This is a genomic window from Aureibaculum flavum, assembly GCF_016406085.1.
Lineage (GTDB): Bacteria > Bacteroidota > Bacteroidia > Flavobacteriales > Flavobacteriaceae > Aureibaculum > Aureibaculum flavum.
Genome location: NZ_JAEHFJ010000006.1, coordinates 68,750 through 83,819, shown reverse-complemented (window position 1 = coordinate 83,819; position 15,070 = coordinate 68,750). Strand labels below are relative to the sequence as shown.

Sequence of the window (15,070 nt, the reverse complement as noted above, 5' to 3'; positions counted from 1 at the left end):
TTTTTTTTAGTCTATATTCTATTCTCTCTACTATCAATATTCTTTACTCTTTTTTCTAATAAAAATTCTTGTTTCCAACTATAAAGAACAGGAACAACAAATAAGGTTATTAATGCAATGAGCATACCGCCAAAACTCGGAATTGCCATAGGTATCATAATATCACTTCCTCGTCCGGTTGATGTTAAAACGGGCAATAATGCCAATATAGTCGTTGCCGTGGTCATCAAACAGGGCCGAATACGTTTTACACCAGCTTCAACTACTGAGGCTCTTATTTCATGTTTTGTATCAGGTGTATTTCTATCAAAGGTTTGGGTTAAATAGGTTGCCATTACCACACCGTCATCTGTGGCAATACCGAACAAGGCGATAAAACCAACCCATACGGCAACGCTCAAATTAATGGTGTGCATTTGAAATAATTCTCGTAAATTTTCTCCGAAAAAACTGAAGTTTAAAAACCAATTTTGACCGTATAACCAAATCATTATAAATCCACCAGCAAAGGCTACGGCAATTCCCGTAAAAACCATTAATGATGTGGCTACTGACCTAAATTGGAAATATAAAATCAAGAATATAATGGCCAACGCTAATGGCACTACTACAGCTAAGGTTTTCTCTGCTCGTAATTGATTTTCATAGGTACCTGTAAATTGATAGTTGATACCCTTAGGAACGATCAATGCACCTGAATCTATTTTCTCCTGAATCAAAGATTGGGCATTTTCAACTACATTAACTTCTGCAAAACCATCTAATTTGTCAAACAATACATAACCCACTAAAAAGGTATCTTCACTTTTAATGACTTGCGGTCCTTGTTCGTATCGAATGGTGGCCAATTCGCTTAATGGCACGGGGTTACCTTTTTCAACAGGAATGTAAATCTTTTTTAAATCGTTCGGGTTTTCTCGCAATTCCCTCGGATAGCGAACACGAACCCCATAACGTTCGCGACCTTCAACGGTTTGTGTTAATACCATTCCGCCTACGGCTACTTTAAGTACATTCTGTACTTCTTCAATCGTTACCCCATATCGTGCAAGTTTTTCTCTGTTTATATCAATTAATAAATAGGGTTTTCCTACGATTCTATCTGCAAAAACAGCTTCGGTTTTAACACCCTCAGCTTGTTTCAAAATTGTTTCTAATTGAATTCCAAAAGCTTCAATTTGTTTTAAATCTTGTCCTTTTACCTTAATGCCCATGGGTGCACGCATACCTGTCTGGAGCATTACCAATCGGGTTTCAATGGGTTGTAATTTAGGTGCGGATGTAACTCCTGGTAACTTAGTAACTTTTACGATCTCTTTCCATATATCGTCAGGTGATTTTATTTCTGGTCGCCAGTTTCTGAAAAATTCGCCATCATCATCAACAATTAGGTTTTTAGATGATTCGTCTACTGTTATTAAAACTTTTTCACCAGCCTTTCGAGCATTTTCAACGACTTTAGAACCAACCGCTTTATTTGGATTTTCAATCAAACTACCATTTCTACTTTCAAAAAAACCTTCATCATTCACTTTGTAACGTTGCCTTTTTCCTTTTTCATTCAATATATATTCTGATTTATACTGAATAACATTTTCATACATGGATAAGGGGGCTGGGTCTAATGCAGATTCTGTTCTCCCTGATTTACCAACAACTGTTTTGATTTCAGGAATACTGGCCACGGCCATATCCAATTGTTGTAAAATCCGTTTGTTTTCTTCCACTCCTGCGTGTGGCATAGAAGTTGGCATTAATAAGAATGATCCTTCATTTAAAGAAGGCATAAACTCTTTTCCTGTGTTTTTCATAATAAAAATACCAGCGATTACAATGAGCGTTGGTATAGATAAGAATAGTATTTTATTGGCTAAAGCCCATCTTAAAATCAGTGTATAATAGTGTCTGAATAAGATAAAGACACCTATTAGCCCAAAACAGATTAATCCAACAAAGACAAGATTCCATAGCATGCTTCTATCAACACCTAAAGGTCGCCAATATTCGGCTAAAAGGATTAAAATTGCGAAAACTGATATACCAATGTTAATGAAATTGGCCCGTTTTTCTGTCAACTTATCTTGTAATTTCAATAGCGTAGTAATACCAAATGCAATTAGGATTACCCCTAACCAATATCCAAAGAAAATGGTTGTGATACCAAATGCAATTAAGAGCCCATTGATTACAAATCCAGACGTCTTTTTTATACGCTTCTTTCTAAACAAAAAGGCTGCGAAAGGAGGGATTAAGAACAACGCCACGATTATAGATGCCGTTAATGCAAAGGTTTTTGTAAATGCCAATGGTCTAAATAATTTACCTTCTGCACCAATCATTGTAAAGACGGGAATAAAACTAATAATGGTGGTCATTACTGCCGTAACAATTGCTCCAGATACCTCCGCAGTAGCATTATAAACAACCGTGTTTATCGGTAGTTTTCCATCATCTTCGTCCAAGTGCCTGATAATATTTTCAGATAGTATAACACCTACATCGACCATGGTACCAATTGCAATAGCGATACCTGATAACGCCACAATATTAGCATCTACTCCAAAAAATTTCATTGCAATAAACACCATTAAAACAGCGACGGGTAAAAGTCCGGATATCAGGATAGATGCACGAAGATTAAAAACCATAATAATAATGACTAAAATTGTTATCAATATTTCCAATGTCAAAGCTTCGTTAAGTGTTCCCAACGTTTCTTGTATGAGCTCTGTTCTGTCATAGAAAGGGACGATGGTTACTTGAGACGTTCTTCCATCTGCCAATACTTTTGAAGGTAATCCAGCACTCAATTCATTTATTTTTTCTTTTACATTATTGATTACTTCCATCGGATTAGCCCCATAACGAGCTACTACAACTGCACCTACTACTTCAGCACCTTCTTTGTCTAATATACCTCTTCGTGCGGCTGGACCTAAAGACACATTGCCAAGGTCTTTGATTTTGATTGAAGTAAAATCTTCAGAGGTAACCACTGCATTTTCTATATCTGCAATAGACTTAACATATCCTAAACCGCGTACCAAGTATTCGGCTTTATTAATTTCCAATGTTTGTGCACCAATATCTCTGTTGCTCTCCTTAACCGCCTTTACAACTTGATTCAACTCGATTTTGTACTGACGCATCAATTCGGGATTTACATCTATTTGATATTCCTGAACGTAACCACCAATAGAGGCTACTTCTGATACACCACTTGCAGATGACAACGCATACTTTACGTAGTAATCTTGAATACTTCGTAATTCTTGTAAATCCCAACCTCCAGTTACATTACCTTTTTCATCTCGACCTTCTAGTGTGTACCAAAATATTTGTCCTAAACCTGTGGCGTCAGGCCCCAAAGCAGGATTAACACCATCAGGTAATAAACCACTGGGTAATGAGTTTAATTTTTCGAGAATTCTACTTCGACTCCAATAAAATTCTATTTCCTCTTCAAAAATGATATAGATACTTGAAAACCCAAACATAGAGGAACTACGAACCGTTTTTACGCCTGGAATTCCTAGAAGTGAACTGGTTAATGGATACGTAATTTGGTCTTCGATATCTTGAGGAGAACGACCATCCCATTTTGTAAAAACGATTTGTTGATTTTCTCCAATATCGGGTATGGCGTCAACAGCTACGGGTTTACTTGGTAAAAAACCAGTATCCCAATTAAAAGGAGCATTAACTGTACCCCATCCTATAAATAGAACGAGCATTAATACTGCAACAAGTTTGTTTTCTATTAGAAATTTTATGCTTTTATTTAGCATTGGCTTGAAAATTAAACAATTAGACAATGGTGTTAAGAAAACACCGAATACAAGGAATTATCCTAATGGAAAGCATCCACTGGATAAAAAAGTCTGTTGTTTAAAAATCAAATTATGTACGTCTCGTCAAGCTTGTAAATTTGCCTTATGACGAGTGGAGTAATGTAATCTCTGTATAAAGCTGCATTTTCTTCTAAACTGTTAAAAAGGGTATTGTAAGAAAAAACAAATGAGGTTAAAAAAAGTTGTTGGTCAAAAGCTAAAGTATCAAATGTTATATTTAGTTCATCTTGTCCTTCAATACTTATTTGTTCATCAGTGCAACAATCTTTTATGGTAACGTTGCAATCTGAAGAATCGGTAGATTTTTTCATTTCCATTCCACATGTTTCCAACTTATGAAAGATAGCGGTATCAACCATAGTATCTCCACAATAGTGCGTTTCAATACTAAATGACATCGTAGAGAACAAAACTACAATTGCCATTAAAAAGGATGATATTTTGAAAAATAGTTGTTTCATCAGTAATGCAAAGGTATAATAACTAGAATTAGGAGTAGTTAAAAATTTTGTTAAAAAAATAAATATTCTATTTAGTTATTATTTTATGAGTCGTTTATATAACTTAAGTTTCGTAAGTATTTAATTCCAATTTTTCTTACTACTAATTCACTCTTTATTAGATTACATCTTTACAATAATAAATAGCATTACTTTGTAATACACATCTTAATAACGTTTTAAGTAAAAGGGTATTCATGAGTAGAGTAGTAGTGAAATAGTACATTTTTGGTTGCTTTTTTTTTGTGGATGTTGTTTTATTAAATGTCATTAAAATAAGATTTATGTTCCTTACAATATGTGTTTAAGGGTTCTATGAAACTATTGTTTTAGCCTTAGTTATTTTTGTGTTATATGGGCATATTATATTTATTCAAGACTAATTATTGAAATACGCTATTGAATTAAATTCAAAACAAATGATATTTTAGCCATTAATTCTAAACCAATTGTTAATTTTGTAAGTCAGTAAATAAATTTTAAAGCAATTGATTGATGAAACGAGCATGTTCAAAATTTTATCACCTAAGGAAATGATTATTTGCGAACAGTCTCGAACCCGATCCCGAAGCGTTGGGACGGGAGGGGATGTCCGCTAAAAAAATAAAAATAAACACATGAAAAAACTGAATGACTTTATTTGGGAGACACATGGTATTCATGCCGGAACCGAACAAGATCGTGTAAAACATGGTATTGATAAATTAGAAAAAGTTGTTGATAAAGCTATAGAAGCAAATCATCCGAGTATTACCTTTATAATACACTCTCCTCGCTTAACAAATTTTAGATATATAGCGGAAAGAGAAACAAACGTAAAGTTTATTCGTGGCAATAGATCATATTTAAATTATCCAAAACGAATTGCGGGTCTTCGTAAAAAGTACGAAGGTAAAATAAATATTAAATACGGTGTTGAGCTAGAATGGATGGGTGCTGATTTAGGATTGCAGTGGAGTCGTTCAAAAATATTTCAGGCAGAAGGTGCTGATTATGTTATTGGCTCAGTACATTTTGCACCAGAAGGTTTGCCTTATGATGGTTCAAAAGAGGAAGCTCTCCAATTGTTGGAAATGAGAGGAAGTCTGGAGGCCTATTGGGATGGTTATTTTAACGAAACTATTCAAATGATTGAATGTTTTGGTGATATGATTCAAATTGTTGGGCATATAGATTTACCAAAACTGAATGTTGATATGCCTGAAGCATTATTGAATTTTGAGACGAGTTCACATCCTTTAGCAAATAAGGTTAGAACACTATTAGAGTTGATTGCGGATCGGAATCTTTCAATAGATGTAGATATGGCAGGTAAATTTAAAGGAGTAGGTGTTTATCCGATTCAGAGTATCTTAAGAAGAGCAAATGAACTTCAAATACCAGTTTGCGTAGGAACCGATACGCATCATGTTCGCTATTACGCATTAAATTTTAAGGAGAGTCTTGAATATATTCAAGAAGCAGGTTATAATAGCTATGTTAGTTATTCAAAATTAATTCCAGAGAATCGTACCATCTATGATGATCATGATTTAAAAGTGAAATATACGGTATTAAATAAAGGTATTGAATTGCTAAATCAACGATTGGATATAGCCCATCGAAGAATTATTCCTGATTTTTCTTTTGGGGGCTCATTTTTAGAATTTGTAGACATCTATAAAAATTCTACAGGAATGGGGGATTACAATGCAATTCGAATACGTAAATGGGGAAAGTCAATAACGGTTACAAATGAAATTCCAATATCTGCAGATTTACCTGTAAATGGATTGTTTTCTGAACATGTAGATAAACCCGGAGTTATTTCTTCATTGTTTAATACTTTGGCCTCTGAAGGAATAAACGTTGAAACGGCACGATTAAAGTCAAATAATGATGGTACTGCAGTGGCATTTTTATCGATTGAAAGTGATAATGGAAACATTCAAAGTGCCATTGACTTTGTAAATGGTACAAGTGCGAGTGCTGAATTGTTTCATAATTTAACCTATAAAAAGAATGCCCGATTGCCAAATTACTATAGAGAAGGTGTTTATTTATTAGAAATGGATGGTGTTGAATTAAAATTGGCATTAAGTGAAAAAGTAATATTAACCAAACATAAAAATGCTCCTGGAGTGTTGTTGATTTTGCTCTCTGCTTTATCTTCAAAAGATATTAATATTATAGATTTAAGATTAGGTAAATTGAATAATGTAGGTTATTCTGCGTTGGCAATAGATGGTGACAGTAATGTGATTCGTAATTTATTAACCAAATTAGGGGATCAATATTATGAAGCAAATTTGATTGAATTTTATAGTATGTAATCTTAACAATAAAATTTCGGTTTTTTCAATATAAATTTAAAGATTTATTTACCGATATTTTTTTTATTTCCATAAACATTGAGGTAGTGGTGTTTGGGGTGGGGGAATAGCAGAATACTATTTGCTATTTATATAAGATATTGTTTTTCATTCTGTCTTTAAGGAAGAATAATACCACTATTGATATTCTTTTTTTCGTTAAATTTGTTTACAAAATTTTTCAAAATGAAATATTTCGGTTATTTGTTTTTTATACTCATTGCTTTTATCCTTCCTAAGGATTGGAACAATGATAGCCAAAAAGACCCAATCGCTGTTATAGCCTACTATGTCCCAAGATGGTATAATAATCCCAAGCAACTTCCATTAGATCAATTGACGCATATTATATACTCCTTCACCAAAGTAATTGATGGTGAAATGAAATTTAGTAATGAGGGTTTGGTAGTTAAACTTCAACAATTGGTAGCGGAGAAAAAGAACCACCCGAGCTTAAAAGTAATGATTGCATGCGGAGGATGGGGGGCAGATGGGTTTTCTGACATGGCTCACACTGCGGAAAATCGGCAAAAATTTGTAAGCAGTGTAGTACAATTTATAACAAAATATAAATTGGACGGCCTGGATATAGATTGGGAATATCCGGGTATTCCTGCGGCTAATACAGGTGCTAGGCCTGAAGACAAAGAAAATTTCACGCTTTTAATGAAGGAACTTAGGGAAGGTTTGAATACTTTAGATAATAAGCAGACTTTAACCTTTGCTTCCGCAGGATGGAAATACTATTATAAAAATATAGAGATTAAGGAGGTGATGAAATATGTCGATTATATAAATGTAATGACCTATGATCAAATTATTGCAACGTCCACCTTTACAGGTCATCACACGGCTCTAGGTTGGATCAAATCAGTGGATTTGAAGGCTACACCTTATGGAAAATTTGTTGATGCCAAAAATGAGGAAATGAAAAAGAACGGTTATAGCTTTGAGCCCCAATCAGCGGAGAAGATAATTGATTATTGCCTTGAAAATGGCATCTCACCAGAACAAATTGTTATTGGGGCTGCCTTTTACGGTAGGGCTTGGAAAGGAGTACCACCTACTAATAATGGCTTATATCAAACCAATACGGGGTCATATATAGGATGGAGTCCCTATATGCAAATTAGAAATCAATTTGAAAGTAACAGTAATTATCAAAGATATTGGGATTCCATTGCGAAAGCACCTTATCTGTTTAGTGCCAAGGACAGTATTTTTATCTCTTATGACGATACCGTTTCGGTTAAACTAAAAACAGAATATGCTATAAAAAATAATTTGGGAGGAATTATGTTTTGGGAATTGGGCAATGATACGGATGAGAAGAATAGTCTTTTGAAAGCAATTTATGATACTTCAAAAAAGAAATGATAGGCTATTAGATAAACCTCAAGCCATCCATAAAATTGATATCTACCATAAAATTTATAAATCAAAAAATATAATTTAAGATAGTCCTCTAAAAAAATATCTTTTATTGCTGTTCATTATATTAAAAATTATTGACTACAAAAAAGATTTAATCTCGCTTTTAGTAAATTTTATAGAAATTTTTTAGTTTATGAGTTCATTTTTATCTTTTACTCTGAAGCAATTTTCTTCACCGAGATATAATGGATCTCCAAATTCTTCAGACCAAAACCCTTCCAAAATATCCTTCGATATGCATTTATAGACTACAACACCCTTAAAAATGATATTATTTTCTCCTAAATAATTAAAGTTAACTACTAATATATTATCCTTAAAAAAACCTGTTCCATTTTGTTCTTGGTTGTTATTAATTAACCATTTTGCTTGTATTCTGTTATCTGAATCAAGTTTTAAAGTTAGTGTTCCTTTGTAATTAATATCAGTATCATCTTGGTTACTTCCAATAATGTTATACGTTCCTATAAGATTTGAAATATTCATAGTAGCATCAGGTTTGAATTGCAAAGATACTTTATCAATTAAATAAATTTACACCATGGTAAAATACATTCAATCATTTCTTTATGTTTTATTTTTAGAATATATATAGATTAACTTTTAAAGAATAGGGTAGTAGTGGTGAAGAAGTAGTGGATGTCAACGGTTTTGCTGTTGCTAATGTATATTAATTCTAGTTATTACTCATTCCATAATAGTTATTTTTGTTTTTATTTAAGTTTTTTAGTCAATAGGAACTGTGATAGTTGTTTTAAGAGCCTCTTCTGGGGAAACTAATATATTCTGAACAACAAAATCTAAAGTGATAATTTTAGGGTATTTCCAAATGGGATTTAGAATAATGGTTTTAGTTTCATTTGCAGGAATGATTAGTTGGCCTAAGGGTAAATCTTCTATTAAATAGTCTGTTTTCAACTGAACTCGATAAGGTATTTGTGTAGTATTTTTAATGTGAACTTTTAATAAAGGAGAGTTTTTACCTTTTCCTTTTTCTGGAATAATTTCAATTGAAGCTCTAAAAAAAGCATCAGCTTCTGGAAAACGTCCAACTAAATAGTCTCTAAAATAGGCCAATGTTCGTTTTTTTCGAAGTGCCTCGGCGACTGCGGCCTCTGTTTTCTCTTTGGCAAACACTAAAGTCATCGGTCTATGATTATCTTTATACCTTGAAGCTATATCGTAATGTTCATCTGAATTACATATGATAGTTAAATCATATTTTTCAGCAAACTCATGGGCAATCTTGTTATATCTACCAGAATTTGAAACCTCAACACCAGCCAAAATTTCTTTATCTAATAATTCTTGATGGAAATCTGTAAACAAAAGAGTATCTTTTTTATCCCACCAATTATAACTGGGGTGGTTATAAAATACAAAACCACCTTGACGTTGTGCTTCTAAAAACGGTGCCAACAATTCTGATCGTTCAATTTTATCCTTCATAATAAAGGTGTTATGTGTGTCTTTCATATACTGATAGGGTATTTTATCAACATTTTTAAGAAAAAGAGCATTGTGATGGTAAGGAGGAACACGGGGAGAAATTTCGACTCCCCGTACTACTAATACTTCTGTGTTTTCTGCTGCTGCTTCTGCAATTTCAAATGCTCTTTCTCGATTATAGGCCAATTCATTTGGAAAACCTTCATAATCGATATGCTCAGTTAATGAAATAACATCTAAGCCGTTTTGTTGAGCTTCTCTTACTCTAAAAGTAGGCCAAACATGTCCATCCGAAAAGACCGTATGTAAATGAAAATCTGCTTTTAATGTCATATAGCCTGGAATATCTGGAATATTTAAACGATTATTCCTCTTTAATTCTTGGGCAATACATGTTACGCTAACCAACAAAGTACTAAAAAAGGCTACAATAATATTTATTTTCATAATTTAATTGATTTCAACAATTGGTGCGACAGTTTACCAATTCGGATTTTGAATTAAGTTATCATTTAATGCCAAATCTTCTAAAGGAATTGGATAATAATAATCTCTACTTTCATCAAAAGATCCTCCTTCACTAAACGGATTTAAATTACCTTCATTACCGTTGGTTAGTGTTCGTTGTTGCACATTAATATATGAAGTTATCCCAGTTGGTGCACCTGAAATATCTCCATTGTGTACATAAACATCTGCTGTTCCATCATTATTAAAATCAAAAGATCCTAAATTTGGAAAGTATAATCCAAGCATGGGTTGTTCAACTTTTTTTCCTTCTTTCCACCTCATTAAATCGTCCCAACGCAGACCTTCATTAAACAATTCGACTCTTCTTTCTCTTCTAATCTCTAAGATTACTCCTTTATTGGCTCCATTATCAACATTGGTATACATTGCATCTTGATAAGCATCTGGATTAGTATTTGCATTTTCCATTACTAAATGAGGCATACTAACACGATCTCTTAAAACATTTACACTAATATCTAAATCTTCTTGGGTTAATGTACCTAATTCCGCTTTTGCCTCAGCATAAATTAAAAGAGCTTCAGCGTATCTAAAAATTACGACATCAAAAAATGCGGCATTCCATTGATCTCTAGATGGCAAGCCTTTGATAATTCTATAACCTGTTGTGGTTCCATTAAGTGTCACTGGCTCAACCGAGCCTTCACCATTAACAATAAAATTAGGTCCAGCGGTGGTTTGCGTTAACCTAGGATCTCTGTTCTGTATTTCTTGATAATATTGCATTGTACCATAGTTTGGTTTATTTGTAAATGGTGATCCATCAGACATTAAATAGCTATTTACTAAATCTTTGGTAAGTCCGTAGGCTCCATTGGTAGGAGCTGTCATTAAGTAGCCAAGATTATGTGTTTGTTTTTCGCGATCAAAATCTCTTGCTAAAATAGTTTCTGTAGCATCTTGATCATTTCTTGAAAATAAATTACGGTATGCAGCTTCAGGACCTCCAATAGAATAAATAGAATATGTACCAGAGGTTATCAATTTTTTAGAAGCATCAGCAGCGGCTTCTAAAAAGGCTGCATGACCACTTAAATTATGATATTTCCTAAAAGTTCCTTCAAACAAGGCAATTCTTGCTTTTAAAATTAGTGCAGTATACTTGGTAATTTTACTTACTTCAACTTGAGCAGGAATGTTTTCAATAGCATAATCAATATCAGCCATTATTGAATCCATAACCAGTTCTCTTGAATCTCGAGCTTTATATAAATCCTCATCTCCAGCATTTAATACTTTACTATACCATGGTACATCACCAAAATCTTTAACTTTATCAAAGTAGAAAAATGCTCTGAAAAATCTCGCAATTCCACCATATTCTTTCAGGGCCTCTTCATCATCAACTTTTGTATAATTCTCTAGAAAAAAATTGATATCACGTAAGTTGCTCCATGACCACCCTCCAGTTCCTCTTTTTGTAGGTACAATTCTAGTTCCTTTCAATCTATCAGCAGTGGATAATGTTACTACATTATCAGAAGAAGAATCATCAGTATATACTTCTTTACCTGGTAACATTGAGTAAAAATCGTTAGTTGCAACTTCTAAGTCTTTGGCTGAATTAAAGAAAAACGCTGAATCAACCTGATCTTTAGGAGCACGTTCTAAGTAGTCTTCACAACTTGAAAATGTCAATAGTATGAGCAATAAATAAGTTAAATGTTTCATTTTTAAAAAGCTTAAATGTTTATTAATTATAAGGATATGTTTATGCCCATTGAGAAGGTTTTTCCCATTGGATAAGACCGTAAATCAGCACGACCAACAGCACTACCTGGGCTTGAATAGTTTATAGCTGATCCTGCTTGCTCAGGGTCAACGTATTTTGTTAAATCTCCAAATCTCCAGGTAAGAATATTTTCTCCACTAATATAGAAACGCAGGCGGTCAATATTAAATTTAGAGGTTAGGTTTTCAGGTATAGTATATCCTAAAGTAAGGTTCTTGATTCTTAAATATCCAATATTTTTAAGATAATGGTCATTCATTTCGTAGAGTGATCGACCGCTTCCTAAAGAAGAGTAGCCTCTATAGATTTGAGGATACTGACCTGGGCTTTCACTTGTCCATGCTTGGTCTACTAAATCCTTTCTTATTAAAGTTAAATAGGGTCTTTGGTATGGACCCCAATAGATATCACCAGTTGGGTACCAATTTTGTTTACCAACTCCAGCACCTGCAATAGATAAATCAAGACCCTTCCATGAAGCATTGATATTAAATCCGAATGGGAATTTTGGCATTGCATTACCAATTGGTTTTAAATCTCCATGATCGTCTAACGTATAATTACCACGATCAATACTTCCATCACCATCTGTATCTAGATATTTAACATCACCTGCTCTTAATTTATTCCACTCACTATTCTGAACAATGTTAAGAATGTATCTATAAACTTGACTTAAGTCACCTGATGGATTTGCAAATGAATTCTGATAAGCCAACGCTTCTTCATCAGATTGAAATTGACCATCAGTTTGATAACCATAAATCACACCTAATTCTTGACCTTCCCAGTATGAGCTCATTAAACCTTCAGGGTTTTCGTATTTTGTAATAATTCCTTTAAAATTAGAAACTGTTGCTGTTGCACTTAATGATAGCGGAGATCCTCCTACAATAAAAGAATTTCTATAGTTCAAGCTCAATTCAAAACCTCTATTACGTAAAGAAGCTAAATTTTCTTTAGGTTCTGAAGATCCAAATACTGCTGGTAACGGTGTTCCTGGCAAGTACATTCCTTCAATGTTTTTCTCGTACCAGTCAAACGTAGCATTTAATTTATTATTAAAAAATCCAAGATCAATTCCAAAATCTAAACTTTTTGTAGTCTCCCAACTTACGGTTGTTGGTAAAGGCCCTGGAGCACTTACATAATTTAATCGATCACCATTGTTTAACCAGCTTGTTTGACCTGTTCCCATCAAACTTTGAAAAGTGTTTACACCAATACTTTGGTTTCCTAGTTCACCATAAGAAGCTCTAAGTTTAATTGTGCTTACAGTGCTACTAAGTGGTTCCCAAAAATCTTCACGATTAATTTGCCATCCTGCAGAAATTGATGGAAAGAATCCCCATCTACTATCTTTTGGAAAACGTGAGGATCCGTCGTATCTAGCATTTACTTCTAGCAAATATTTATTTTTATAATCGTAGTTAAATCGTCCGAAAAAACCTTGAACGGCCCAAAGTTGAGCAGAACCATCTGCCCGTAACAATTCAGTGCCAAAAGAAAGATTAGATTCATCTCTTACCAAAAGACCTCCCTGTTCTGCAGTTACATTATCAGCTTCATAGTCCTCTTGATTATAACCTAATAGTAATTTAAAATTATGATCTTCTGCAACTGATGTTGAATAAGATCCGAATATATTCATAGCATTATAGTAATTTCTATTTCTATATTCAGTCAACCTATTTAATCCTGCTGTTTGCATTGTAAGACGGCTAGATGCTAAATATTCAAATTCGTTTAGTCGGTAACTATTAGAAATATTAGAAATTCTATTACTGTAATCAAAATTTAGTTCTAAATTTTTAGCTGGGGTTATTTTGACCCTAAATGTATTGGTAAATTCTTCTGAGTTGAAAGTGCGATAATTATTACCAGCTTCCATAGCTGCATGTCCACCTTGACCACCATTTCCACTTCTTCCAATATCCGTTGGAATCCCATCCATTTCATTTGGATAAAAAGCTGCTAAGTCATACCAAGTTGTAGTACTCCAAATACCTCCATACCCACTTCTAAAGCCTCCATACTCTTTATTTTGCTCACGATTAAATAAAACATTGTTTGATAGCTCTAACCAGCTTGTTGGCTTAAAGGTTAGCGTTGTCTTTATATTGTTTTGTTTCAATCCACCATCTTGAAAATTGTTTATGGTCTCTCTATCATACAATCTTCCTGACAAATATCCATGTAATTTTTCTGTTCCTCCGGAAATAGAAACATTATGGTTTTGTGAAGGTTGCCATTTTTTAAATAAATAATTATACCAATCTGTTTTATAAAAAAACTTATTAGTTCCATTAGGTTGCACTTGATGAAATGGTTCTATTGTGCCATTGGCAACTCCTTGAATGGTCTCCCAATCATCATCATTATAACCGGTGAAACTAGTTCCATTGTAACCGAAAATTGCGGCATCTATTGTTTTACCATATACATAAGGGTCAGAAATATAATCAGTTCGCGTCGTGGTTGTAGTCCATGCAAAATTGTTGGTGTATTCTACCTTCATTTCTCCTGGCTTACCTGTCTTAGTGGTTATTAATATTACCCCAAAGGCTCCTCTAGCTCCGTATATTGCCGCTGAAGCAGCATCTTTTAAAACGGTAACACTTTTTATATCTTGTGGATTAACCCGTGTTATATCACCTACGATACCATCTATTAAGACTAATGGACTACCTCCATTAATAGAGTTGAACCCTCTAATGTTGATGTCTGGTGTTGCAGAAGGATCTCCAGAATTTACTTGAATATTTAAGCCTGGTAATAAGCCTTGTAATGCCGTTGAAATATTGGATGAAGGTCTTAAAGCAATATCTTTAGCTTCAATTTGACTTGTTGCACCAGTTAAGTTTTCTTTTTTCTGTGTGCCATACCCTACAACAACTACTTCTTCTAAACTTTCATTATCTACAAGCAGGCGGACTTGTAGATTTACTTGATTTGCTATTTTTAATTCATGAGTTTTATAACCGACAGATGAGAAAACTAAAATACTATTTTCGCCATCAGGTACTGTAATCGTAAATTTCCCATCAAAATCGCTAACTGCCCCTTTTTTGGTGCCTTTTATTAAAACAGTAACGCCGGGAATGGCTATGTTTTCTTCATCTTTAATTTCTCCATCAATTTTTATTTCTTGTGAAAAACTGTTGATTGAATACAACAGGTAAATTAAAAACCATACACTTCGTAATTTTCTAATGTTCATAA

General features: G+C 33.7%; 8 protein-coding genes. 2 read left to right on the top strand and 6 right to left on the bottom strand.

The window, feature by feature from the left end; translation table 11 throughout:
* Nucleotides 1–11: 11 nt before the first annotated feature.
* Nucleotides 12–3,788, bottom strand: a complete 3,777-nt coding sequence (locus JBL43_RS13235; RefSeq protein WP_198841893.1) for an efflux RND transporter permease subunit — start codon at nt 3,786–3,788, stop codon at nt 12–14.
* A gap of 107 nt (nt 3,789–3,895) precedes the next feature.
* Nucleotides 3,896–4,312, bottom strand: a complete 417-nt coding sequence (locus JBL43_RS13230) for an HYC_CC_PP family protein (RefSeq protein WP_198841892.1) — start codon at nt 4,310–4,312, stop codon at nt 3,896–3,898.
* Between the two features lie 656 nt (nt 4,313–4,968).
* Between JBL43_RS13230 and JBL43_RS13225 the strand changes: the two genes are divergently transcribed.
* Both JBL43_RS13225 and JBL43_RS13220 read left to right on the top strand, forming a co-directional pair.
* Complete coding sequence (locus JBL43_RS13225) at nt 4,969–6,663, top strand: histidinol-phosphatase HisJ family protein (RefSeq protein ID WP_198841891.1); 1,695 nt, start codon at nt 4,969–4,971, stop codon at nt 6,661–6,663.
* 225 nt (nt 6,664–6,888) lie between these two features.
* Complete coding sequence (locus JBL43_RS13220; protein ID WP_198841890.1) at nt 6,889–8,079, top strand: glycoside hydrolase family 18 protein; 1,191 nt, start codon at nt 6,889–6,891, stop codon at nt 8,077–8,079.
* 183 nt (nt 8,080–8,262) lie between these two features.
* Here the strand turns inward: JBL43_RS13220 and JBL43_RS13215 are convergent, their stop codons facing one another.
* The 4 genes from JBL43_RS13215 to JBL43_RS13200 form a co-directional block, all read right to left on the bottom strand.
* Complete coding sequence (locus JBL43_RS13215; protein ID WP_198841889.1) at nt 8,263–8,622, bottom strand: hypothetical protein; 360 nt, start codon at nt 8,620–8,622, stop codon at nt 8,263–8,265.
* Nucleotides 8,623–8,862: 240 nt separating this feature from the next.
* Nucleotides 8,863–10,032, bottom strand: a complete 1,170-nt coding sequence (locus tag JBL43_RS13210; protein WP_198841888.1) for an Sb-PDE family phosphodiesterase — start codon at nt 10,030–10,032, stop codon at nt 8,863–8,865.
* A 33-nt stretch (nt 10,033–10,065) separates the two neighbouring features.
* On the bottom strand, nt 10,066–11,787 hold the full coding sequence (locus JBL43_RS13205) for a RagB/SusD family nutrient uptake outer membrane protein (protein WP_198841887.1): 1,722 nt from the start codon (nt 11,785–11,787) through the stop codon (nt 10,066–10,068).
* A gap of 26 nt (nt 11,788–11,813) precedes the next feature.
* Complete coding sequence (locus JBL43_RS13200; RefSeq protein WP_198841886.1) at nt 11,814–15,068, bottom strand: SusC/RagA family TonB-linked outer membrane protein; 3,255 nt, start codon at nt 15,066–15,068, stop codon at nt 11,814–11,816.
* Nucleotides 15,069–15,070: the final 2 nt, after the last annotated feature.